Raw genomic sequence first — 23528 nt, 5'->3', positions numbered from 1 at the left:
GCAACCCAAGCATGTCTCGGCGATAACGCGGATTGCTCAGCCTGCCGGCCAATAGCCATCGTCGCGAAAATCCTCCGGGATCGGATCGAGCCGCGACAAGCTCTCGGCTGCGAAATCGATCTGCAGCGACAGGTATTGAAGGGAAGCCAGCATCGGCACGCCGGTCGCGAACTCCCGGATGCGCGAGAGATGATAGCCGCTTTCGCTCAGCCGTCGCGCCGCCTCCCGGCGCACGTCGTCCCGGCTCGGCCCGCCACCCTCTTCGAACCGCTCAACCCTGTGCACGGCCTGCCCGCGGCCGCCTTCGATCACTTTGAACATTCTCAAGCCACCTGCCCCACGTCGATGCCGTCCTAAAACCGCCCACAGTTTTAGGCATCATGCTCTGACACAGCTTGCCGCAGAATCGCCGATTCGCCATCCCGTGAAATCTTGGGAGAGGCGCCGATGCCCCACATCACGAAATTTTTAGACAGGGGTGGCACGAAGGACACGGGCAAGCATTTACAGCGCCGCGCACGCCCCCTAAAGCTTTTTGCACCGCAACAGGAAGGGAACGGAATGCTCCGCAGACTTTACGACTGGACCATGTCTTTGGCCTCGCGCAAATCGGCCGAAGTCTGGCTCGCCGTCATCGCCTTCGTCGAAAGCTCCATCTTTCTCGTCCCCGCCGATGTGCTCTTCCTGCCGATGGCGCTCGCCAAGCCGGAGCGCTCCTACCGCTACGCCCTGATCGCAACCGTCGCCTCCGTGCTCGGCGGCATCGCCGGCTGGGCGCTCGGCTACTACGCCTATGAGACGGTGGCGCGGCCGGTTCTCGAATTCTACGGCAAACTCGACGCCTTCGAGCAGATGAAGGCCTATGTCACATACGAGACGATCCTGCTGCTGCTCGTCACCTCGGGCCTTGCGCATCTGCCGCCGATCAAGATCGTCACCATCCTGTCCGGTGTTATTCACGTCAATCTCGGCCTTTTCATTGTGTCGGCAATCGTCGCGCGCGGGGCGCGCTTCCTGTTCCTCGCCTGGCTGCTGCGCCGTTACGGCGAGCCGATCCGGGATTTCATCGAGAAGCGCCTCGGCCAGATCGTCGGCATCGGTGCCGCTGCCGTGATCGTGTTATACCTCGCCTACCGCTATCTCGCTCACTAAGCTAAATCTCGCGGAGTTCCGCCATGACTGCCACTTCCTCGCCGCTCGCCCGCCCCGGCTTTGTCTATTCCATATTGCTCGCCATCGGCATGGCGGCCGCGGTCGGCACAGCGCTCGGCTTCCAGTATATCGGCGGCTATATCCCCTGCGCGCTCTGCCTGCTGCAGCGCCAGCCTTATTATTACGCCATCCCGATCGCCATTCTTGCCGCTATCTCCGAGCTCGTTGGCCTGCCCAACTGGATCACCCGCACGCTCATTCTCGCCGCCGGCATGCTGATGCTGGTGACAGCCGGCATGGGTGTCTATCACGCCGGCGTCGAATGGCATTTCTGGGCCGGACCGGCCACCTGCTCGACGACGGCAAGCAGCATGACGACCAATGCCGGCGATCTGCTCGGCGAGCTCAACACGATCAAGGGGCCGTCCTGCACCGATGCGGCGCTCCGGGTGCTCGGCCTGTCCTTTGCCGGCTGGAACGTGATTGCCGGAATCCTGCTTGCCGCCTTCGCTTTCGTTGGCGTTCGCAAGGCGGCCTAAGGCCACTTGATCACGGCTGCAGTTCGGTATCCCAGTAGAGATAGTCGAGCCAGCTGTCATGCAGATAGTTCGGCGGGAATAGCCGGCCGTTATTGTGCAGATCCTGCACCGTCGGCTGATAGGGCTTCTGCGACGGGAACATGCTTGCCTGCTTGGGAAGCTTGCTGCCCTTGCGCAGATTGCAGGGCGAACAGGCTGCCACGACATTCTCCCAGGTCGTCTCGCCGCCATGGGCGCGCGGGATGACGTGGTCAAAGGTCAGGTCGTCATGGGCTCCGCAATACTGGCATTCGAACCGGTCGCGCAGGAAGACGTTGAACCGGGTGAAGGCGGGATTGCGGGACGGCTGAACGTAGGTCTTGAGGCACACGACACTCGGAAGCCGCATCGAAAAACTCGGCGAAGAAACCGAATGCTCATATTCCGCGATGATGTTCACACGGTCGAGAAATACCGCCTTGATCGCGTCCTGCCAGGACCATAGCGACAAGGGGTAATAACTCAGTGGCCGGTAGTCAGCGTTCAGGACGAGCGCTGGCAGGGCCTGTGGGGAGACTGCAATCGTCAAGGGACTCTCCTGATCGATTCGGCATCTGCACCTGTATATTAGGCCGGTTGTTACAGGATTGTGAAGTCCAATAAATTCAGAGGATAAAGGCAATTTGAAGAGTGTGGCCGATCAGCCGGTCGGCACCATGTCGCGGCGCATTTTCGTGGCGTAATAGGCCCAGAAAAGCCGTGCCGCCACGGAGCGCCACGGAGCCCATGCTTCCGCCATGGCAGCCAGCGCCTTTGGCTGTGGCCGGGCCGCGAGACCGAATGCCGCACCGACGGCATTCTGCAGCGCGACATCGCCGGCCGGAAAGACATCGGCATGGCCGCCGCAGAACATCAGATAGACCTCCGCCGTCCACGGACCGACGCCCTTGAGCGCAGTGAGTTCGCCAAGCGCTTCTTCAGGCGGCTTCAAGCAGAGCCCGGAAAGATCGAGGCGACAGGAGGCAACGGCTTCGGCGAGCCGTGACAGGGTCTCGGCCTTGGCGCGTGACAGGCCGAATTCGCGCCAGGCCTCGGCATGGAGCAGCGTGTAACCTTCGGCGGTCAGGAGACCGTCCGCTGGCATCATGCGCCGCCAGATCGCCTCGGCGCTGGCGCGCGACACCATCTGCGAGACGATGATATGGGCAAGGCCGGCAAAACCCGGTTCGCGCAACCGCAGCGGAACAGGCCCTGCATCCACCGCGATCGGCACAAGGCGCGGATCGAGACGAAGCAGCGCCTCGAGCCCCCGGCTGACATCGTCTTCGTTGCGGATGATCTGCACATCGCCTCGCAGTGGTTCAAAACCCAAATTCATGGCAGAAGAAAGCATGACCCCGAGCGAGCGTCAAAAACCTGTCTTCCGTTTTGCGCCGAGTCCCAACGGACAGTTGCATCTCGGCCATGCCCTCTCGGCTCTCCTGAACCGCGATATGGCGGAGGCCGAGCATGGGCGCCTGCTGCTGCGCATCGAGGATATCGACCAGGCGCGCTGCAAGCCGGAGTTCGAGGTCGGAATCCTGAGCGATCTCGACTGGCTTGATATCGACTGGGAAAGCCCGGTGCGTCGCCAGTCGGAACACTTCCCCGAATATCAGGCAGCATTGCACGCGCTGATCGAGCGCGGCCTGGTCTATCCGGCTTTCCTGACGCGCGGCGAGGTGAAGGCGCGGGTCGCTGCCAATGAGGCCGCCGGTCGATCCTGGCCGCGCGATCCCGACGGCACGCCGCACTATCCCGCAAACGATCGCGAGCGCCCGGAAGACGAATGGCTAGAGATGCTGGCCTCGGGAAAGAAACATGCCTGGCGGCTCGATATGCGCAAGGCGCTCGACCTGATCGGCGAACTGCTGTTCTGGACCGAAACCGGCGACGGCAGATCGGGCGAGATCGCCGCCGAGCCAGAAGTCTGGGGCGACGTCATCCTGTCGCGCTCGGACGCGCCGTCGAGCTATCATCTTTCCGTCGTCGTCGACGATGCGCTGCAGGGCGTCACGCACGTGGTGCGCGGCTTCGACCTCTTCGCCGCGACATCGGTGCACCGGCTGCTGCAGGTGCTGCTCGACCTGCCGCAGCCGATCTATCACCATCACCGTCTCATACTCGATGCGGCTGGCCGGAAGCTTTCGAAAAGCGACGGCGACAGCGGGCTTGGCGAATTGCGCGCCCGCGGCATGTCAGGGGCCGATATTCGCCGCCTTGTCGGGCTCTGATGCCCGTTCGGCACGCTCTCTGCCGACGATCGAAAGCGTGTGGGAGAACATCCGGAAGACGCGGAATTTGATCAGCGCCGCATTGACCTCCGCCCCGATGATGAAGATGACGCCGACCATATAAAGAAAGATCAGCACGATCATGACCGAGGCGAGACCGGCATAGGTTGCGGTATAATTGGCGAAGGTGGCCAGATAATAGGCAAAGATCAGCGCGCCGGCGAGCCAGAGAAGCAGGGTCAGCAGCACCCCCGGGATGACATCGAAGACCCGCCGCTTGCCGGCCGGCAACCAGAGATGCATGACCAGCAATCCGACCGTCAGAACCACCAACGTGCCGTAGATGCGCCAGCTGAAGATGATGTCGAGCGTATCGGCAAACAGCGGAAACCAGTTCCTGGCATAATCGAGCGCCAGTGGCACGGCGACCAGCAGGATGCTGATCGCCGCAAAGATGATGACCGCGATCAGCACGTAGCCGAGGCTCGCGAGGCGGGTGAAATACCAGGGCCGCGTCTCCTGCACCCGGTAGGCGCGGTTGAGCGAGATGCGCAGCGCCTCGACGCCGTTCGAGGCGAAATAGGCGGCCGCCAGCACCGAGATCGTCAGCAGCCCGCCGCGCGGAATTGTCAGCACCTGCAGCACCTGGTCGGCGAGCGGCTTGGCAATCGCCTCGGGCCAGGTGTCGAAGATCAGATGGATGGCGGTCGAGGAAAATTGATCGGCGCCGAGGAAGCTTGCAAGCGCGGTGCCGAAGATCAGGAAGGGGAAAACTGCAAGCAGGCTCGACAGCGCCACGTGGCTCGCCATGGCGAAACCGTCATCCTCGAGCATGTGACAAATCGCGTCATAGATCACGTCGTAGATCGTGCGCAGCGCCTTCGGCATTCCGTCTCCGGCTTTCCAGATTGTATCCTCTGAGCGAATATGGGAAACGAGTTCCATTTTGTACAGGAATCATTCCATGGCGGGAGAGCGCACCATCGTCGTGACCGGATGTTCGTCCGGCATCGGCGCTCATTGTGCGCGAGCTCTGAAGGCCGATGGCTGGCGCGTCTTTGCGACAGTGCGCAAGGCGGAAGACCTGCCGGGGCTGGAGGCAGACGGCATTGAAGCCTTGCTGATGGACTATGCCAGGCCAGAGACGATTTCCGAGCTGGTCGAGGCGGTTCTGGAACGTAGCGGCGGTCGCATCGACGCGCTTTTCAACAATGGCGCCTACGGCCAGCCGGGCGCCGTCGAAGATCTTTCGACGGCCGCGTTGCGCGCCCAGTTCGAGGCTAATTTCTTCGGCTGGCACGAATTGACGCGGCAGATCATCCCGGCGATGCGCAAACGCCAGGAGGGGCGGATCGTGCAATGCTCGTCGATCCTCGGCGTTGTGCCCTATCGCTATCGCGGCGCCTACACCGCTTCCAAATTCGCGCTCGAAGGCCTCAGCATCACGCTGCGCATGGAGCTGCAGGGCAGCGGCATTCATGTGAGCCTGATCGAGCCGGGACCAATCGCCACGCGTTTCACCACCAATGCGCTCGCAAAGATCAAGGAACATATCGACCTTGAGAATTCGCCGCACGCGGCCGACTATGTCAGGCAACTGGCAAGACTCGATGGATCCGGCCCGGTCAGCAGCCATAAGCTCGGCCCGGAAGCGGTCTATTCCGTATTGAAACACGCATTGAACTCGAAAAATCCAAGGCCACATTATCCTGTAACGACTCCGGCCAAGCAGGGCATGTTCCTGAAGCGGCTGCTTCCGGCAGACCTCTTCTACCGCCTGATGCGCTGGACGGACTGAGAAAGCTGAATGCCATGTCCACGGTCACCTATATCCTCGCGATCATCGTCATGGGCCTCGTCGCCCTGGTCCTGATCCGCGGCCTCTTCAACATGATGAAGGGCGCCGATGCCAACCGTTCCAACAAACTGATGCAGCTTCGCGTCCTGCTCCAGGCAATCGCCGTCGTCCTGATCATGGTAACACTCTGGCTGACCGGCGGTGGCCGTCCGACCTGAGGAAACCGTGGGAGGGGTATTTTTTGATGACGGACGCCAACACCTCCTCCCTCATTCCTGTGCTCGTCACAGGAATCCAGCCACCGCGCGTCCACGCGGTGAATGACCACTGCCTGCCATTGAAAAAGTCTCCCGCGCCCAAGGACTTGGGCGCACTGGATTCCTGTGACGAGCACAGGAATGAGGGAGGAGAGGTAAGCGGCTTGAGGAAACACCTCGACGCGGTGTGCGTCAGTATGCCAGGGCGGGTTTGGCTGGAAGGCCAACCCCACCCTCCGTCATCCTCGGGCTTGACCCGAGGATCCATCCCCGTAGCCGCTGATGCATGCGGTGTGGATACTCGGGTCAGGCCCACGGCTCTCCGATTCGCACCAACGGCTGCCCCTCACCCTAACCCTCTCCCCGCTCGCGGGGAGAGGGGACGTGCCTTGCGAGACGTTAGCGAGGAGCGGAAAGGGTGTGGCATGTTCCCTTCTCCCCGTTTTACGGAGAGAAGGTGGCGGCAGCCGGATGAGGGGCCGGCCTCGCCAATCTCCTGCGTTGCGACAACCCTCCCCCTATCAGGCGATGCAGCATGGTAAAGCTCAACAAGATCTACACCAAAACCGGCGATGACGGCACCACAGGGCTGGTTTCCGGCCCGCGCCGGACAAAGGACGATCTGCGCGTCGAGGCCTATGGCACGATCGACGAAGCCAATTCCGCCATCGGCCTGGCGCGATTGCACACATCAGGCTTGCCTGAACTCGACGCTATGCTGATGTCGATCCAGAACGACCTCTTCGATCTCGGCGCCGATCTCGCCACACCCGATACCGGCGAGCCGCCGGCCTATGAACCGTTACGGATCGTCGAGACGCAGGTCGACCGAGTGGAGCGCGAAATCGACCAGCTGAACGCCGGCCTGGAACCGCTGAGATCCTTCATCCTACCGGGCGGCAGCCCGGCCGCCGCACATCTGCATCTTGCCCGGACGACTGCGCGGCGCGCCGAACGTTTGATGGTGGCGCTTGCCCGCACCGACGGTGAAATCGTCAGCGAAGCGGCGATGAAATATGTCAATCGGCTCTCCGATTTCCTCTTCGTCGCCGCGCGTCATGCAAATGATCGCGGCCATGCGGATGTGCTTTGGGTTCCGGGGAAAAACAGATAGGCTTGCCGCGATCGCGATCGCCGGGGGGCCTTATGTTCATACCTTTTCACGACGCCAACACGCTGAAATATATCAAGGTTCAGTGGGTGACGCTCTCACTGATCGCATTGAATGTCGCGGTCTGGCTTTTGACCAGCCTGGAGAGCGAGCAGGCCGCCCAGGCGACGACCGTCGGGCTCGGCTATATCCCGGCGATCGCCTTCGGCGACGCGGTGCTGGCGCAGGGCCTGGAAATCGTGCCGGAACCGTTGACCTACCTCACCTATGCCTTCGTCCATTCCGGCTTCTGGCATCTGGCGTCCAACATGATTTTCCTCTGGGTCTTTGGCGACAATGTCGAGGACGCGATGGGACACTTGCGCTTCCTGATTTTCTATCTCCTCTGCGCGGCCGCCGGCGCGCTCTGCCACGGTCTGCTGACCATGACCTCGCAAGCGCCGCTGGTCGGCGCCTCGGGCGCGATTTCCGGCGTCGTTGCCGCCTATGTCTTGCTGCATCCACGCGTCAAGGTCTGGGTTCTGGTATTCTTCCGCGTGCCGCTGCCGCTGCCGGCCTTCGTGCCGCTGCTTTTGTGGATCGGCCAGCAATTCTTCATGCTGGCGATCGCACCCGACGGCGACGTTTCCTGGGGCGCACATGTCGGCGGCATCCTTGCCGGGGCTCTTCTGATCCTGGTGTTGCGCCGGCCCGGCCTACCGCTGTTCGACCGGGAGATCGTCACGCCCCGCGCCGTGAGAAGCGATCCTGGCGCCGGCCCTGCCATCTCCGCCGGCACGGACGGGCGCACAGTGCAGCGCCTTCCCTGGGGCCGACGCTGACAACAATATTGACGTGAACGTAAACGTTCATATATTGCCCGCCGAATCGCCTACCGGCGGCATAGAAGCGTTGTATTTGGAGGAAAAGCGCGTATCGATGTCGCCATTCGACAATCGGAGCGGCGCGCAAGCGCGCATTTTCGTTGAAGCCAGTTTCCCGTGAAGGAAGGACCCCCATGAAGATTCTCGTGCCCGTGAAGCGGGTCGTCGACTACAACGTCAAGATCCGGGTGAAGCCGGATGGCACGGGTGTCGAGCTTGCCAATGTGAAGATGTCGATGAACCCGTTCGACGAGATCTCGGTGGAAGAGGCCTTGCGGCTGAAGGAAGCCGGCAAGTGCGAGGAAGTGATCGTCGTCTCGATCGGTCCGGCCAAGGCCGAAGAGACGCTGCGGACCGCCCTTGCCATGGGCGCCGACCGGGCGATCCTGGTCGAGACCGACGATGCGGTCGAGCCGCTGACGGTCGCCAAGATCCTCAAGGGCATCGTTGCTGCCGAACAGCCGGGTCTAATCATCGTCGGCAAGCAGGCGATCGACGACGATTCGAACCAGACCGGCCAGATGCTGGCAGCCCTGCTGGGGTCCGCCCAGGCGACCTTCGCCTCGAAGATCGAGATCGGGGATGGCAAAGCTCAGGTCACCCGCGAAGTCGATGGCGGCCTGCAGACGATCGAGATCACGCTGCCGGCAGTGGTCACCTCGGATCTGCGGCTGAACGAACCGCGTTATGCCTCGCTGCCGAACATCATGAAGGCGAAGAAGAAGCCGCTCGACAAGAAGAGCCCAGCTGATTTCGGTGTTTCCACGACGCCGCGGCTGAAGGTGCTGAAGACCGAGGAGCCCAGTGGCCGCAAGGCCGGCGTCAAGGTCAAGTCGGTCACTGAGCTGGTCGACAAGCTCAAGAACGAAGCCGGCGTGCTTTAAGCCAGGAAAGAGAGAACACCATCATGACCATTCTTCTTCTGGCCGATCACGACAATGTCAGCCTCTCCGACCAGACCGCCAAGGCGCTGACGGCAGCAAGCCAGATCGGCTCCGATATTCATGTGCTGGTTGCCGGCAAGGGCGCCAAGGCTGCGGCCGATGCGGCTGCCAAACTCTCCGGTGTGGCGAAGGTGCTGCTCGCCGAAAGCGACGAGCTTGCCAACAATCTGGCCGAGCCGCTTTCCGACCTGATCGTTTCGCTGGCCGGCTCCTATGACACGATCATTTCGGCCGCCACCTCGACCGGCAAGAACGTGCTGCCGCGGGTGGCTGCCCTGCTCGACGTCGCCCAGGTCTCGGAAATCATCGAAGTGATCTCATCCGATACCTTCAAGCGGCCGATCTATGCCGGCAATGCCATCCAGACGGTGCAGGCAAGCGATGCCAAGAAGGTCATCACCGTGCGCACCGCCTCCTTCGCTTCGGCAGCCGAAGGCGGCTCGGCCAGCGTCGAGTCGATCCCGGCGATCTCAAATCCGGGAATGTCGCGTTTCGTCAAGGATGCACTGTCGGCCTCCGATCGTCCGGAGCTGACCTCGGCGAAGATCATCATCTCCGGCGGCCGGGCGCTCGGCTCTGCCGAGAAATTCCGGGAGGTCATCCTTCCGGTTGCCGACAAGCTCGGGGCCGCCGTCGGGGCTTCCCGTGCTGCCGTCGATGCCGGTTATGCGCCGAACGACTGGCAGGTCGGCCAGACCGGCAAGGTGGTGGCGCCTGATCTTTATATCGCCGCCGGTATCTCCGGGGCCATCCAGCATCTGGCCGGCATGAAGGATAGTAAGGTGATCGTCGCCATCAACAAGGACGAGGAGGCACCGATCTTCCAGGTTGCCGACTACGGCTTGGTCGCCGATCTGTTCGAAGCTCTGCCGGAACTGGAAAAGGCGCTCTAAGCGCATGCCGCGCAAAACTGTGTAGCGGTTTTCCCAGGCAAAGCGCGAAGCGCTTTTGCCGCAACGACATGCGTAAAGCGAAGACCTAAAGCGCCAGAAGCGAATCGAAAGATTCGCAACGCGCTTTAAACGCGTCAAATGCTTTTCTTTCGCACTTGCGAATGACTGGAAAATTATCTTTTATCGGGCTACTACTGCTGCCGGGCGATCCTTCGTCTGGCAGTATTGCTAAAAAATGCGGCAGCGCGGGGGCGAATGCCGTGCGGGGGTTTGGAGATGAATGCGGTGTTGAAGAATATTGGTATTATCGGTGCCGGCCAGATGGGCTGCGGCATCGCGCATGTTTCGGCCGCCGCAGGTTACAGGGTTCACATCTACGATCTCTCCCAGGATCGCATCGAATCCGGCCTTGCCACCGTCAACGGCAACCTTGCCCGCCTGGTGACGAACGGCAAGATGACCGAAGAGGAACGCAAGTCGACCTTGTCGCTCATCACAGGCTCGTCCGATGTCAACGATCTCGCCCCGTCCGATCTCGTCATCGAGGCCGCCACCGAGGATGAAACGGTCAAGCGCAAGATTTATGCGCAGGTTTGTCCGGTCCTGAAGCCGGAGGCGCTGCTTGCCACCAACACCTCTTCCCTTTCCATCACCCGGCTAGCTGCCGCCACCGACCGCCCCGAACGCTTCATGGGCATACATTTCATGAACCCGGTGCCGGTGATGAAGCTGGTCGAACTGGTGCGCGGCATCGCGACCGATGAGAAGACCTTCTCGGCCGCCAGGGAATTCGTCGGCACCCTGGAAAAGACCATCACCGTCGCCGAGGATTTCCCGGCCTTCATCGTCAACCGTATCCTGCTGCCGATGATCAACGAGGCGATCTATACGCTCTATGAAGGCGTCGGCACCGTCGATGCCATCGATACGGCGATGAAGCTCGGCGCCAACCATCCGATGGGACCGCTGCAGCTTGCCGATTTCATCGGCCTCGACACCTGCCTTTCGATCATGCAGGTGCTGCACGACGGCTTGGCGGACTCGAAATACCGTCCATGCCCGCTGCTGGTGAAATATGTCGAGGCCGGTTGGCTCGGACGCAAGTCTGGACGCGGCTTCTATGACTATCGCGGCGAAATTCCGGTCCCGACGCGGTAAACAGCTGTCGCCCGAAAGGGCGAATGGACCGAGCGCCCGCGACATGCTTTCTTGCCGTGAACGGGAGGAAAACGCCATGTCGACTGAAACACCAATGTTCCTGCTGCAATGCTGCGTGCTCATCGGGCTTGCGGGTGTCTTCCTCATCAAGGGAGACGGAGACTCCTGAAGGGCTCTTGAGTGCAAGTCGCCCGAAAGTGTGCAGCGATTCCCAGCGACATGTATAAAAACAACGAGCTAAAGCGCGCCGCATGAATCAATTTCATGCCAAGCGCTTTAGGACCCGATCGCACCCTTGATCAGCGCCTTGGCATCTTCACTGTCCCAGGCAGCCGGGCCGTTCATCGCCGAAATCAGGCAGCCCTTGTCGTCGAGCAGCAGCGTCACCGGCAGACCGAAAGCGAGACCCTCCTTTTTCAGGCTATTGAAGACGCCGATCGTATTGTCGCGGTAAAGCTGCAGCGCATCGACGCCGGTCTCGCTCAGGAAGGCCTTCGGCTTCTCGTCGTCACCGGTATCGATATTGACCGGCACGACCTGGAACTTGTCGCTCCCCATACCCTTTTCCAGCGCGTTCAGCGCCGGCATCTCCTCGCGGCAGGGCACGCACCACGTGGCCCACAGATTGAGAAGCACGGTCTTGCCGGCAAAATGGTCGAGCGTCATCGCCTTGCCGTCAGGGCCGTTAAATGCAACCGCAGTCAGCTTGCGCGGTTCGTTGGCGGCGACCATGGCGGCGACCTGCCCCTTCATCAGCGATGTCAGATTGGCAGCACGCTCCTTGGCCAGGGAGCATTCGGCCGAAGCGGTATCGCCGATGCCATTGCCAATCCCCGTCTCCTTCACGTATACCGCTGCCGCACCGGCAACAATGCCTGCAACGGCGGCGATTGCGATCAGTTTTACGGACGGCAGGCCGAAGGGTTTTCTCGTCGTCATTTCATTCTCCAGGACGGGCATCTTCCATGGCCGAGAGCAAAACCGATACCAAATCCTCCAACCAGATGTGGGGCGGGCGCTTCGCTTCCGGCCCGGACGCGATCATGGAGGAGATAAATGCCTCGATCGGTTTCGACAAGAAGCTATTCGCACAGGATATCCGCGGTTCGATCGCCCACGCGACCATGCTCGCCCATCAGGGGATCATATCAGCCGACGATAAGGACAAGATCGTTCACGGGCTAAACACGATCCTGTCAGAAATCGAAAGCGGCAATTTCGAATTCTCGCGACAGCTCGAAGACATCCATATGAATGTCGAGGCGCGCCTGGCGACGCTGATCGGACCGGCGGCCGGCCGGCTGCATACCGCCCGCTCGCGCAACGACCAGGTCGCGCTCGACTTCCGCCTCTGGGTCAAGGAAGAGCTTGAGAAGACCGAGAAGATGCTGACCGGCCTGATCGCCGCCTTCCTCGACCGCGCCGAAGAACATGCCGAAAGTGTCATGCCGGGCTTTACCCATCTGCAGACCGCCCAGCCCGTGACCTTCGGCCATCACTGCATGGCCTATGTCGAAATGTTCGGCCGCGACCGCTCGCGCGTGCGCCACGCCATCGAACATCTGGACGAAAGCCCGATCGGCGCAGCCGCCCTCGCCGGCACCGGTTATCCGATCGACCGCCATATGACTGCCAAGGCGCTCGGTTTCCGCGAGCCGACCCGCAACTCCATCGACACGGTCTCCGACCGCGACTTCGCCATCGAGTTCCTGTCGATCGCGGCGATCACAGGCATGCACCTGTCGCGTCTGGCCGAAGAGATCGTCATCTGGTCGACCCCGCAATTCGGTTTCGTCCGTCTCTCCGACGCCTTCTCCACCGGTTCCTCGATCATGCCGCAGAAGAAGAACCCGGATGCCGCCGAACTGGTGCGCGCCAAGACCGGCCGCATCAACGGCTCGCTGGTGGCCCTGCTGACGATCATGAAGGGCCTGCCGCTCGCCTATTCCAAGGACATGCAGGAAGACAAGGAACAGGTGTTCGACGCCGCCGAGAGCCTGGAACTGGCGATTGCTGCCATGACCGGCATGGTGCGCGACATGACGGTCAACACCGCGCGCATGAAGGCTGCGGCCGGCTCCGGTTATTCGACGGCGACCGATCTTGCCGACTGGCTGGTGCGCGAAGCGGGCCTGCCCTTCCGCGATGCCCATCACGTCACCGGCCGGGCCGTGGCGCTTGCCGAAAGCAAGAGCTGCGACCTTGCCGAACTGCCGCTCGCCGACCTGCAGGCGATCCATCCCGACATCACCGACAAGGTCTACGGCGTGCTGACCGTTGAAGCCTCGGTCGCCAGCCGCAAGAGCTTCGGCGGCACGGCGCCGTCCGAAGTCCGCAGGCAGATCGCCTTCTGGCGCGCCCGTAACTGAAATGTCAGGCGGCGAAAGCCGCCGCGATCCTGCCGTCTACGCGGGAAGACCGTCCAACAATCAGGGTGCACAAGGCGGATAAACTTCGCTATGACAATGTCCATCAAATGCCGCCGAAGAGGATATCCATGCAGAAGAGCTTGCCGCAACTCATCCGCCTGACGGCGGTTCTCGCCGTCATCGGCCTTGCCGTTGCCGGATGCGGGCGCAAGGGCGACCTCGATCCGCCGAGTGCTGCGGCAACCAAGGAAGGTGACGTTTCCAAGCCGACGAAAAAGCCTGGAACCGTCGACAAGCCCTTCCTTCTCGATCCCCTTCTTTAAGGCATAAGCCCGTGAACCATTTCGAGTACCGCGACGGCGTCCTGCATGCTGAGAACGTTCCCGTTCCCGAGATCGCCAAGGCGGTCGGCACACCCTTCTACGTCTATTCCACCGCGACGCTGGAGCGCCATTACCGGGTCTTCTCCGAAGCTTTCGCGGAGATGGACTCGATGGTCTGTTATGCGATGAAGGCGAATTCGAACCAGGCGGTGCTGAAGACACTCGGCCGCCTCGGCGCAGGCATCGACGTCGTATCGGAGGGCGAACTGCGCCGCGCGCTCGCTGCCGACATTCCCGCCAGCCGCATCATGTTTTCGGGTGTCGGCAAGACGCCGCCGGAGATGGACTTCGCTCTCGAGGCAGGCATCTACTGTTTCAACGTCGAATCCGAGCCCGAGCTCGAAATCCTCAATCAGCGCGCTATCAAGGCCGGAACGAGAGCCCCGGTCTCCTTCCGCATCAACCCTGACGTCGATGCAAAAACCCATTCGAAGATCTCGACCGGCAAGAAGGAAAACAAATTCGGCATCTCCTGGGAGCGTGCCCGCGCCATCTATGCCCATGCCGCCAAGCTGCCGGGCATCGAGGTCACCGGCATCGACATGCATATCGGCAGCCAGATCACCGAATTGCAGCCCTTCGACGACGCCTTCAGGCTGTTGCACGATCTTGTCGCGACGTTGCGCGCCGACGGCCACACCATCGATCACGTCGATATCGGCGGCGGTCTCGGCATCCCCTATAAGGACGACAACAATCCGCCGCCGCTGCCGGATGCCTATGCGGCCATCGTCAAGAACCAGTTGCGCGGCCTCAACTGCAAGATCATCACCGAACCCGGCCGCCTGATCGTCGGCAATGCCGGTATCCTGGTGACCGAAGTCCTCTATGTGAAGGATGGCGGCGAAAAGACCTTCGTCATTGTCGACGGTGCGATGAACGATCTCATCCGCCCGACGCTCTACGAGGCCTATCACGAGATCCGCCCGGTGACGATTTCGGCGGCGAACGCCCCGCGCATCCGCGCCGACGTGGTCGGCCCCGTCTGCGAGACCGGCGATTATCTGGCGCTCGACCGCGAGATGGCGATGCCGAAGCCCGGCGACCTGATCGCCGTCAGCACCGCCGGCGCTTACGGCGCGGTTCAGGCCGGCACCTATAACAGCCGGCTGCTGGTGCCCGAGGTTCTGGTCAAAGGCAGCGATTTCCATACGATTCGCCCGCGCAGAACCTATGCCGAACTGATCAGCCTCGACTCCGTTCCTGCCTGGCTCGACTAAAGCATGTCGCGCAAGAGTGCGCAGCGCACGACAGGCGCAAAACAAAGATTTAAAGCGCGAGGAGCAATCTGAAAGATCGCGACGCGCTTTAACCAGCCATCACTTTTTGGCGAATTAACGTGAAAAGCCGGTATGGCCGGCCACTCGCCCTCGCCTTCGCCACAAAGAGTGTTATCCTTGTCAGTCATGAGCGTATTGCCCTGCAATCGCCGGAAGCGCCCTCTGTTTCAGAACGCCAGATCGCGGAGACCGGACCGATGACAAGCCCCTCAAGGCAGAGGAAAGGTGCATTTGCGCTCCGCCCCTCGCTTGCCCGGCTGGTGACGACGAAACGCCTGCTGGCGCGTATTGTGCTGTTTTTCGAGCAGTTGCTGCCACCTTTGATGCCGGTTCTGGCGGTGATCGCCGTCTATCTCTCCGTCTCCTGGTTCGGCATCTTTCGCAGCGTGCCGGATTGGCTGCGCATCCTGCTGCTGATTGCCTTTGTCGCCGCTTTTGTCGTCTCGCTCCTGCCCTTCCGCACCCTGCGCTGGCCAAAAGTCACTGACGCCGACCGCATGCTGGAAGAGCGCAACGGCCTGTCGCACCAGCCGGTCACCGTCCAGGAAGACGAGCCGGCCTTCGATACGCCCTTCGCCCGGGCGCTCTGGCGCGAGCACCAGACGCGCATGGCCGAAAAGATCGCAGCACTCGATGCCGGACTGCCGCGGCCTGATATCGCCGTTCATGACCGTTTCGCGCTGCGCGCCGTGCCGGCGCTGCTGCTGGTCACTGCCTTTGCCTATTCGCTGTCAATCAACGGCGGCTCGATCGGTGACGCATTGCAGGCAGCACCCGAGCACGTCACCGTCGATCCGGCGGTGCGCATCGACGCCTGGGTGACGCCGCCGTCCTATACCGGCCGCGCCCCGGTCTATCTGACCGCTGACGGCAGCGAGCAGGCGTCGATCGGCATTCCGCAGTTTTCAGGCCTCACCGTGCGCGTCAGCGGCGGCAAGACAGCCGAAAAGGTCGTATTCCGCAAGGCAAACGGCGAGGCGCAGGATATCGCCGTGCAGGCGGATACCAAGCCGCAGCAGGCGGCGGCATCCGGCATTCAACAGCCGAATACGGTCCCGGCCGGCCAGGTGCCGGCCAGCCAGGCTCCCGTCGCCCAGACGCATGTGATGAAGCTCGAGGAGAATGGCGCCCTCGAAGTCAACGGTCGCCGCTGGAGCTTCGAGGTCCTCCCCGACAAGGCGCCGGAGATTGCTTTCGACGGCATGCCGAAACCCAGCGTCAACGGCGCGCTTGAAATCGGCTTTACCGTCAAGGACGATTACGGCGTCCAGGAGGCGCATGCGGAGATCGTTCCTCTGGAAACCGATCCGACGGCGACCCCGCTCTATCCCTTGCCGGAATACCGGCTGGACATTCCCCGCCGCAACGCCCGTGACGCCAAGGGCGTGACCAGCCGCAACCTGACCGAACACCCGCTTGCCGGCAAGCGCGTGCGCGTGACGCTCGTCGCCAAGGATGCCGCCGGCCAGACCGGCCGCAGCCCGCCGCATGAGATGACCTTGCCGTCGCGGCCCTTTAACGAGCCGCTTGCCGCCGCCGTCGCCGAGGAACGCCAGGTTTTCGCGCTCGACACCCGCAAGATGCCGCAGGCGATCGCGCTGAACGAGGCGCTGACCATCCGTCCCGAGGAGACCATCCCCAAGCTCACCAATTATCTCCTGCTGGAATCCGCTTTGACGCGCATGAAGCTCGCAAAGGGTGAGGACGCGCTCAAGGATACCGCCCAATATCTCTGGGATATCGCACTCGGCATGGAGGACGGCGATCTTTCGCTTGCCGAGCGCAAGCTGCGCGAAGCCCAGCAGAAGCTTGCCGACGCATTGGACCGCAACGCCCCGGACGCCGAGATCAAGAAGCTGATGGATGAACTGCGCAAGGCGATGCAGGACTATATGACCGAGCTTGCCCAACGCATGCAGAACGCGCCGATGCAGCCGAACCAGAACGCGCAGAACATCCTGCGCCAGCAGGATCTGGAACGGATGATGGACCAGATCGAGAATCTCGCCCGCTCCGGCAATCGCGACGCCGCCCAGCAGATGCTGTCGGAATTGCAGCGGATGATGAACAACCTGCAGGCCGGCCGCCCGCAGCGCGGCCAGCAGAGCCAGGAAAATAGCGAGGCCCGCAAGCAGATCGACAAGCTCGGCGAGATCCTGCGCGACCAGCAGAAGTTGATGGATCAGACCTTCCGCCTCGACCAGCAGCTCAGGGACCGCATGCAACGCGGTGAACCCGACATGGGTGAAAACGATCCGCTGCTCGACGAGATGAACCCCGGAGAAAACGGCGAACCGCAGGATCAGCAGCGGGGCCAGCAAGGCAAAGACGGCCAGAAGCCCTCCGACCAGATGACCGCCGAGCAGTTGCGCGAGGCATTGAAACAGCTGCGCGCCCAGCAGGATGCGCTCGGCAGGCAGCTCGGCGAATTGCAGAAGGGCCTCGGCGAGTTGGGCATGAAGCCTGGCCCGGGCTTCGGACAGGCGCAACGCGAGATGGAAGGCGCCGGTCGCGAACTCGGCCAGGGCCATGGCCAGCCGGCCATCGAAGGCCAGGGCCGCGCGCTCGAAGCACTTCGCCAGGGCGCCCGCGACATGATGAACCAGATGATGCAGGCGCAACAGGGCCAGCAAGGGCAGGGTCCGAACGGCCAGATGAGCCAGGGCGGCGACCAGAATGGCCGCGACCCGCTCGGCCGGCCACGCCCCCCGGGACCGGATTTCGGCGACAACAGCGTGAAGGTTCCCGACGAGATCGACGTTCAGCGCGCCCGGGAAATCCTCGATGCGATCCGCGAGAAGCTCGGCAACAATCCGCCGCAGGAAATGGAACGGCGGTATCTCGAACGATTGCTGGACATCCAGTAGAGCTGACGCCGCCGTGAATATGACCGGCATTGGCGCAGGGATTTTAGGCCGGATCGGCCTAAAATTTGAATCCGGATCTCATCAAAGCCGGATCTCACTAAAGAAAGTGCGCCGAATACCGCCCACCACAATGCCCTGATGCACGTCATCAGGACGTGTGCAGCGGTTCCGGGATGACGACATGCATGAAAATAAAGAGCTTTAAGCGACCAACGCCCGGGCAACCGCCTTGCGGATATCGGGAAGCGCGAATGGTTTGCTGACGACGTCGATGATCTTTTCGGCAAGATCGTCGGCCCGTTCGCGCTGCTCGGCATAGCCGGTCATCAGTAGGATCTTCAGGCCAGGAAAGGCGTCTTTTGCCTGATGGGCAAGTTCGATGCCGTCCATCACGGGCATGCGGATATCTGAAAGCAGCAGATCGTAGACCCCTTCCCTGAGCTTCTCCAGGCCCTCGGCCCCATCGGCCGCCTCATCGGTCTCGTGGCCATCAAGCCGCAGGGCTCGGGCTACGAAGGATCGCAGGGAGTCCTCGTCTTCCGTGATCAGAATTCTTGCCATATGTGCATTGCTCCGTGGTCAGCCCCGCGACGGAAATCACCAGACTTTCCTTTTCGATCGGTAAAGATCAGGAAGCGATGGACGAGATGGTTAACAACCCGTCTCGAACGGCAAGGCAGCGAAGGGCATCTTTCAAACCACTTTGCAGTCGCTCAGGCGTCCCCGGTGACCACGCCGACGAAGGGCAGTTCGCGGAAGGCATAGGCGACATCCATGCCGTAGCCGACGACAAAATAATCAGGGCATTCGAAGCCGACATAATCGGCCTCCAGCTTTTCCTTGCGCTTGACGCGTTTGTCGAGCAGCACGGCGATCGTGACGTTGCGCGCGCCGCGCTCGAACAGCAGTTCCTTGGCAAACAGCAGCGTCCGCCCGGATTCGAGGATATCGTCGATCAACAGAACGTCGCGGCCATGGACGTCGCTGTCGATATCCTTGACGATGCGCACACCCTGCGAGACCGTGCCGATGCCATAGCTCGACAGCGTGATGAACTCGACCTCCGGCGCAAGCCCGCTATCATGCAGGGCGCGGATCAGGTCGGCGGCAAAGATGAACGAACCCTTGAGCACGGCGATGACGAGCAGATCTTGGGTCGGGCCATTGGCGATCTCCCGGGCCATCGAATGATTACGCTCGGCGATCTGCTCGGCAGTAAAGAGCGGCTTGATATTTTTTCCGCGCACGACAGGCATAAGGGCTTGCTCCATGAAAAGAAGCGTAAGCCGTTAGCACATATGCGAGCGTGAAACAGCCTCGCCAGCCGTGAAATTAACTGGATTGGCGCGACTTGCGGCGGGAAAGTCACCCAATCCCCGTTCGAGCGCTCTATGGCAAGAATGAAAGCCGGACCTCGCGCAGTTTTCCGCCGGCATGCTGGACACGGGCCGAAAAACCCCGGCTCTGGCCGCCATAGATGACATCGGTCGGCGGATTGATGACGATGCTTGCGGTCAGCCGCTCGTCGGTCACGAGGTCGGCACGGATCGGACGCACCGTCTGCGTCGTGCCGCTGTCATTTTCGAGGATACCGTTGATATCAAGCACGCGCATGCCGTTCGCGTCGCGCGGCGCCACCGTCACATGGGTGAAATGCAGCGGCGCTCCGGAAGAGGTGGGCTTGGCGGCAAGGCCGGAAAAGCCGCCCGCAAGCCCGAAGACCAGCACGGCGAGCGCCAGCACCAGCCCTGCGAAGCTCCGCATCGAGGCGCGCTGCAGGAAGGCTTCCACGTCCCGCAGAATGCTTGCCATCGCTGGCGTCAGCGGCGGCTGTGCTGCGTGTGCGCCAGCCGCACGCTTGCGGTTGTCGTTATAGGTCCTCGCGGCAAATTCCTTTGGTCGGATTTTGCCGAGCGTCACGAATTCGGCGTCGGAAATATCGGCAGGACGCGCCGCACGGTGCTGGCGGGCGGCGGGTTCCGGCGGCAGGAAATCATAGGCCTGGCCCGGTGTCCGGCGGCTGAAGGAGGATGCTTCCATGGTGGCTGCCTCGCAGATGTCCACATGGTTTCGCTGCCAGGGGAAATCTTGGCATTGAAACGAATCCCGCTCAGTCGTAAATTTTAATGGTTAATGCTTCGCAAAGATCGCCATCAAACGGGCGTCTTTCCGGCAAAATTTACCGGCTGTTAACGGTGTTGGTTAACAAGTCACGCGGTGAAACCCACAACAGACTGAGCTGCCCGTTGATCCATTTCGAGAATGTCGGTTTGCGCTATGGCATGGGCCCGGAAATCCTCCGGGACCTGACCTTCGACATTCCGAAGAAATCCTTTCAGTTCCTGACAGGCCCATCGGGCGCCGGCAAGACTTCGCTGCTGCGGCTGCTGTTCATGTCGCTGCAGCCGACGCGCGGCCTGATCCGCATGTTCGGGCGCGACATTTCCGAAATCCCCCGCCCGGAACTGCCGTTGCTGCGCCGCCGCGTCGGCATCGTCTTCCAAGATTTCCGCCTGCTCGATCATCTGACGACCTATGAGAATGTCGCTTTGCCCTTACGCGTGCGCGGCAAGGATGAGAGCTCCTACAAGACCGACGTCCTGGAACTGTTGAAATGGGTCGGCCTCGGCGAACGCATCAACGTGCTGCCGCCCGTGCTCTCCGGCGGCGAGAAGCAGCGCGCCGCGATCGCCAGGGCGCTGATGGACCGGCCGGAGGTGCTGCTTGCCGACGAACCCACAGGCAATGTCGACCCGCCGATGGCCAAGCGGCTGCTCAATCTTTTCCTCGAGCTGAACCGCCTCGGCACCGCCGTGGTGATCGCCACGCATGACCTGGCGCTGATGGAACAGGTGGAAGCTCGCCGCATGATCCTCTCGGGGGGGCATCTCGATATCTATGACTGAGCTCCCATCCAGAAACCCGGACAAGGCGCCTGGTAAGGCTGAGCAGAAACGGCCGGAAATGCGCGTGCGTCCGACCGCGCCGATCCTGCCGCCATCCAACATCCAGGGCAGTGCGTTGATGGTGGTCATCGCAATCATGGCCTTTCTCGCCTGCCTGACGCTCGGCGGCGTCAGCATGGTACGCTCGACGGCAGCAAGCTGGGAGAGCCAGATCTCCCGCGAGATCACCATCCAGATCAAGCCGGACGACAATCTCGACATGGAAAAGGCGCTGACCCAGGCGCGCGACCTGGCGCTGACCTTCGTCGGCACCAAGGGCGGCCAGATCGTCGATGAGGCGGCGACCGCCCGCCTGCTCGAACCCTGGCTCGGCCCGGGTCTCGATCTCAAGGATCTGCCCGTTCCCCGCCTCGTCATCATCACCATCGACGAGAGCAATCCACCGGATTTCGATTCGATGCGGGCGCTGCTGAAAGACAGCATCCCGCAGGCCAGCCTCGACGATCACCGCACCTGGGTCGACCGGCTGGTGTCCATGGCGCACACGACCGTCATGATCGGCACAGGCATCCTGCTGCTGGTTTTCACGGCGATGGTGCTCACCGTCGTATTCGCCACGCGCGGCGCGCTGTCGGGCAATCGTCACGTCGTCGAAGTTCTGCATTTCGTCGGCGCCGAAAGTTCCTTCGTTGCCACCGAATTCCAGAAGCATTTCCTGAAGATCAGCCTCAAGGGCTCGGCAATCGGCAGCGCCCTTGCCGCCCTCTTCTTCGCCACCGCCGGTTTCTGGCAAAGCCGCACCCTCGCCACTCCGGAAACGGACCAGGCGACGGCGCTCTTCGGCACCTTCTCGGTGGGGGTGCTCGGTTATGCCGGCATCTTCGCAACGATGATCGTCATTGCGCTCCTGACCACCATCACCGCGCGACTGACCGTCATGCAGACGATCTACGAAATCGATACATTACGCTCGGACCCGACGCGCACCGACGGCATCGCGAGTTGATCGTGACCATGCCGTTTTGCCATGAAAGCGTCTGTTCCGTGCCGCAATCAGCGTATAGTCACGATTCATGACCATGGGAGACACGACACCCAACCCGATTCATCAGGACCCGGAGCTCGACCGCCCGGCGGGTTTGCCGCCGCGGCGCGGCCTGATCCGCCGCCTGCTGCGTTGGGGCGGCTTTGCCTGCATATTGGCAATCGCCCTGGTGTTCGGCGGTTTCCTGCGTTTCGCCGATTCCGTAACGACGCTCAAGCCTCCGGCCGAGCCGAAGGCCGATGCGATCGTGGTGCTGACGGGCGGTTACCAACGCATCGACCAGGCCGTGGAGCTGCTGCAGAAAGGTGCCGGCAAGCGTCTGCTCATTTCCGGCGTGCACCCGACGACCACACCGGCGCAGATCCGCAAGATGACCCAGGGCTCGGCCGATCTCTTCTCCTGCTGTGTCGATATCGGCTACGATGCGATCGACACGATCGGCAATGCCGAGGAAGCTTCGAACTGGATCCACGCCAAGGGATACCGCAGCGTCCTCATCGTCACCAACAACTACCATATGCCGCGAAGCCTCGCCGAGCTCTCCTATGTCGATCCCGATATCGAGTTCATCGCTTATCCCGTGGTCAATTCGGATTTGAAGAGCCGCAACTGGTTCACCGACCCGAATGCGATGCGTGTCATGCTTGCCGAATATGTAAAAGTGCTGCTGACCGGCGCCCGCAACATCACCGGCTTCGGTCGCCACACAGGGCTGCGCTCGGCAAACGCGTCGGGAGAGAACTGACGCTTTTGCCAGAGCATGATGCCGAAAACTGTGAGCAATTTTTTCATGACATCATGCTCCAACTCCCGGCCTAAAATCTGAATCCTGTTCCGGGACGTCATCAAACGCTTTTTATGCCGAGCAATATCGTGTAGGCCGGTCGCGTGAGCATGCCTCGGGAAAGTTTCATGATCGCCCTGCGTTCCGTCCTCTTCAACACGATCTTCTACGCCAACCTCATCATCCGGATGATCGTTCTCTCGCCATACTATTTCCTGGCGCCGCGCCTGACCGCCTATGCGATCCCGAAGAATTGGGCACGCTCCAACCACTGGCTGATGCGGGTGATCGTCGGCACCACCTTCGAGATCGAAGGGCTGGAGAACCTCCCGGATGGCAGCTACATCCTGGCGCCGAAGCACCAATCCTTCTGGGATACCTATGCGCTGCTGCCCTGGCTGAAGGACCCGGTCTACATCCTGAAGCGCGAGCTGATGTGGATTCCGCTGTTCGGCTGGTATGCGAAGAAGCAACGGGTGATCCCGGTTGATCGCGGCGCCCGCGGCAAGGTGATGGTCGAGGTGCTGAAGCGCACCAAAGAAGAGCTTTCGACCGGCCGCCAGCTGATCATCTATCCTGAGGGCACCCGTCGCCCGCCGGGCGCCGAGCCGGTCTATAAGTATGGCATCGCCCGCATGTACCGTGATCTCGCCATCCCCGTGGTGCCGATCGTCATGCATCCCGGTCTTTTCTGGCCGCGGCGCAGCATTCGTCGTTATCCCGGTCATTTCAAGGTGAAGATCCTGCCGCCGATCATGCCGGGAATGGATCCGGACGCGTTTTTCGCCCATTTGATCGAGGTGTCGGAGCGGGCAAGCGACGAGCTTCTGCTCGAAACCGTTGACGCAAATCCGCATGTGCCGCTGCCGCCGACGGCGGTCGAAAGGCTGGCGGAGCTGCGCAGGCTGAAGGCGGCTACCGCCTAAA

Annotated in this window: 26 protein-coding genes; 18 read left to right on the top strand and 8 right to left on the bottom strand. The window is 61.7% G+C overall.

Features of this window, described 5'->3' with window-relative positions; translation table 11 throughout:
• Nucleotides 1-36 precede the first annotated feature (36 nt).
• Nucleotides 37-321 (bottom strand): hypothetical protein, encoded by a 285-nt coding sequence (locus GR197_RS06990; protein ID WP_164007920.1) that lies wholly within the window; start codon nucleotides 319-321, stop codon nucleotides 37-39.
• Nucleotides 322-561: 240 nt separating this feature from the next.
• On the opposite strand from GR197_RS06990, the gene GR197_RS06985 reads away from it, so the two are divergent.
• Both GR197_RS06985 and GR197_RS06980 read left to right on the top strand, forming a co-directional pair.
• Complete coding sequence (locus GR197_RS06985; protein ID WP_164007918.1) at nucleotides 562-1152, top strand: YqaA family protein; 591 nt, start codon at nucleotides 562-564, stop codon at nucleotides 1150-1152.
• Nucleotides 1153-1175: 23 nt separating this feature from the next.
• Entirely contained in the window at nucleotides 1176-1691 is a 516-nt protein-coding gene (locus tag GR197_RS06980) for a disulfide bond formation protein B (protein WP_164007916.1), read from the top strand.
• Between the two features lie 10 nt (nucleotides 1692-1701).
• On the opposite strand, the gene GR197_RS06975 is transcribed toward GR197_RS06980, so the two are convergent.
• Nucleotides 1702-2259 carry an HNH endonuclease gene (locus tag GR197_RS06975; protein ID WP_097537242.1) on the bottom strand — a complete coding sequence of 186 codons (558 nt, stop codon included), beginning with the start codon at nucleotides 2257-2259 and terminating at the stop codon, nucleotides 1702-1704.
• A gap of 111 nt (nucleotides 2260-2370) precedes the next feature.
• A complete protein-coding gene (locus GR197_RS06970; RefSeq protein WP_164007914.1) occupies nucleotides 2371-3063 on the bottom strand; it encodes a DNA-3-methyladenine glycosylase family protein in 693 nt (230 codons plus the stop codon).
• Between GR197_RS06970 and gluQRS the strand changes: the two genes are divergently transcribed.
• Nucleotides 3062-3943 carry a tRNA glutamyl-Q(34) synthetase GluQRS gene (gene gluQRS / locus GR197_RS06965; protein WP_164007912.1) on the top strand — a complete coding sequence of 294 codons (882 nt, stop codon included), beginning with the start codon at nucleotides 3062-3064 and terminating at the stop codon, nucleotides 3941-3943. The two genes, GR197_RS06970 and gluQRS, sit on opposite strands and share 2 nt — an antisense overlap.
• On the opposite strand, the gene GR197_RS06960 is transcribed toward gluQRS, so the two are convergent.
• Nucleotides 3908-4831: a YihY/virulence factor BrkB family protein gene (locus tag GR197_RS06960; RefSeq protein WP_164007910.1), complete on the bottom strand. Its 924-nt coding sequence runs from the start codon at nucleotides 4829-4831 to the stop codon at nucleotides 3908-3910. The two genes, gluQRS and GR197_RS06960, sit on opposite strands and share 36 nt — an antisense overlap.
• A gap of 76 nt (nucleotides 4832-4907) precedes the next feature.
• Here GR197_RS06960 and GR197_RS06955 point away from each other — a divergent pair, with 76 nt between their 5' ends.
• From GR197_RS06955 to GR197_RS06925, 7 genes are all read left to right on the top strand, one after another.
• Nucleotides 4908-5741: an SDR family oxidoreductase gene (locus tag GR197_RS06955; protein ID WP_164007908.1), complete on the top strand. Its 834-nt coding sequence runs from the start codon at nucleotides 4908-4910 to the stop codon at nucleotides 5739-5741.
• A 14-nt stretch (nucleotides 5742-5755) separates the two neighbouring features.
• Nucleotides 5756-5959 (top strand): twin transmembrane helix small protein, encoded by a 204-nt coding sequence (locus GR197_RS06950; protein ID WP_164007906.1) that lies wholly within the window; start codon nucleotides 5756-5758, stop codon nucleotides 5957-5959.
• Nucleotides 5960-6533: 574 nt separating this feature from the next.
• Nucleotides 6534-7112, top strand: coding sequence for a cob(I)yrinic acid a,c-diamide adenosyltransferase (locus tag GR197_RS06945; RefSeq protein WP_164007904.1), 579 nt, complete (start codon nucleotides 6534-6536; stop codon nucleotides 7110-7112).
• Nucleotides 7113-7144: 32 nt separating this feature from the next.
• Nucleotides 7145-7930, top strand: coding sequence for a rhomboid family intramembrane serine protease (locus GR197_RS06940; protein ID WP_164007902.1), 786 nt, complete (start codon nucleotides 7145-7147; stop codon nucleotides 7928-7930).
• Between the two features lie 176 nt (nucleotides 7931-8106).
• Nucleotides 8107-8856, top strand: coding sequence for an electron transfer flavoprotein subunit beta/FixA family protein (locus GR197_RS06935; protein ID WP_164007901.1), 750 nt, complete (start codon nucleotides 8107-8109; stop codon nucleotides 8854-8856).
• 23 nt (nucleotides 8857-8879) lie between these two features.
• Nucleotides 8880-9809, top strand: coding sequence for an electron transfer flavoprotein subunit alpha/FixB family protein (locus GR197_RS06930; RefSeq protein ID WP_164007899.1), 930 nt, complete (start codon nucleotides 8880-8882; stop codon nucleotides 9807-9809).
• Between the two features lie 276 nt (nucleotides 9810-10085).
• Complete coding sequence (locus GR197_RS06925; RefSeq protein WP_164007897.1) at nucleotides 10086-10967, top strand: 3-hydroxybutyryl-CoA dehydrogenase; 882 nt, start codon at nucleotides 10086-10088, stop codon at nucleotides 10965-10967.
• 276 nt (nucleotides 10968-11243) lie between these two features.
• Here the strand turns inward: GR197_RS06925 and tlpA are convergent, their stop codons facing one another.
• Nucleotides 11244-11906, bottom strand: coding sequence for a thiol:disulfide interchange protein TlpA (gene tlpA / locus GR197_RS06920; protein WP_164007895.1), 663 nt, complete (start codon nucleotides 11904-11906; stop codon nucleotides 11244-11246).
• Between the two features lie 26 nt (nucleotides 11907-11932).
• On the opposite strand from tlpA, the gene argH reads away from it, so the two are divergent.
• From argH to GR197_RS06900, 4 genes are all read left to right on the top strand, one after another.
• Nucleotides 11933-13336, top strand: a complete 1404-nt coding sequence (argH, locus tag GR197_RS06915; RefSeq protein WP_164007892.1) for an argininosuccinate lyase — start codon at nucleotides 11933-11935, stop codon at nucleotides 13334-13336.
• A 128-nt stretch (nucleotides 13337-13464) separates the two neighbouring features.
• Nucleotides 13465-13659 carry an LPS translocon maturation chaperone LptM gene (gene lptM, locus GR197_RS06910; RefSeq protein ID WP_164007890.1) on the top strand — a complete coding sequence of 65 codons (195 nt, stop codon included), beginning with the start codon at nucleotides 13465-13467 and terminating at the stop codon, nucleotides 13657-13659.
• An 11-nt stretch (nucleotides 13660-13670) separates the two neighbouring features.
• Nucleotides 13671-14939 carry a diaminopimelate decarboxylase gene (gene lysA, locus GR197_RS06905; RefSeq protein WP_164007888.1) on the top strand — a complete coding sequence of 423 codons (1269 nt, stop codon included), beginning with the start codon at nucleotides 13671-13673 and terminating at the stop codon, nucleotides 14937-14939.
• A gap of 257 nt (nucleotides 14940-15196) precedes the next feature.
• Complete coding sequence (locus tag GR197_RS06900; RefSeq protein WP_164007886.1) at nucleotides 15197-17866, top strand: TIGR02302 family protein; 2670 nt, start codon at nucleotides 15197-15199, stop codon at nucleotides 17864-17866.
• 201 nt (nucleotides 17867-18067) lie between these two features.
• On the opposite strand, the gene GR197_RS06895 is transcribed toward GR197_RS06900, so the two are convergent.
• From GR197_RS06895 to GR197_RS06885, 3 genes are all read right to left on the bottom strand, one after another.
• Complete coding sequence (locus GR197_RS06895) at nucleotides 18068-18427, bottom strand: response regulator (RefSeq protein WP_164007884.1); 360 nt, start codon at nucleotides 18425-18427, stop codon at nucleotides 18068-18070.
• Nucleotides 18428-18579: 152 nt separating this feature from the next.
• A complete protein-coding gene (gene hpt, locus GR197_RS06890; protein WP_164007882.1) occupies nucleotides 18580-19122 on the bottom strand; it encodes a hypoxanthine phosphoribosyltransferase in 543 nt (180 codons plus the stop codon).
• A gap of 133 nt (nucleotides 19123-19255) precedes the next feature.
• The gene (locus GR197_RS06885) at nucleotides 19256-19906 is read right to left on the bottom strand and encodes a hypothetical protein (protein WP_164007880.1); all 651 of its coding nucleotides are present in this window, start codon (nucleotides 19904-19906) and stop codon (nucleotides 19256-19258) included.
• Nucleotides 19907-20112: 206 nt separating this feature from the next.
• Here GR197_RS06885 and ftsE point away from each other — a divergent pair, with 206 nt between their 5' ends.
• The 4 genes from ftsE to GR197_RS06865 all read left to right on the top strand — a co-directional run bounded on the left by ftsE (nucleotide 20113) and on the right by GR197_RS06865 (nucleotide 23527).
• The gene (gene ftsE / locus GR197_RS06880; RefSeq protein ID WP_003567051.1) at nucleotides 20113-20772 is read left to right on the top strand and encodes a cell division ATP-binding protein FtsE; all 660 of its coding nucleotides are present in this window, start codon (nucleotides 20113-20115) and stop codon (nucleotides 20770-20772) included.
• Nucleotides 20765-21778: a cell division protein FtsX gene (locus tag GR197_RS06875; protein WP_164007878.1), complete on the top strand. Its 1014-nt coding sequence runs from the start codon at nucleotides 20765-20767 to the stop codon at nucleotides 21776-21778. The genes ftsE and GR197_RS06875 overlap by 8 nt, the downstream gene beginning before the upstream one ends.
• Before the next feature lie 67 nt (nucleotides 21779-21845).
• Entirely contained in the window at nucleotides 21846-22562 is a 717-nt protein-coding gene (locus GR197_RS06870) for a YdcF family protein (protein WP_164007876.1), read from the top strand.
• Nucleotides 22563-22729: 167 nt separating this feature from the next.
• Nucleotides 22730-23527, top strand: coding sequence for a lysophospholipid acyltransferase family protein (locus GR197_RS06865; protein WP_164007873.1), 798 nt, complete (start codon nucleotides 22730-22732; stop codon nucleotides 23525-23527).
• Nucleotide 23528 lies beyond the last annotated feature (1 nt).

Source organism: Rhizobium phaseoli (assembly GCF_010668805.1).
Taxonomy (GTDB): domain Bacteria; phylum Pseudomonadota; class Alphaproteobacteria; order Rhizobiales; family Rhizobiaceae; genus Rhizobium; species Rhizobium phaseoli_A.
The sequence above is the reverse complement of the archived record's forward strand: the minus strand, read 5'-3'. Positions and strand labels throughout refer to the sequence as shown.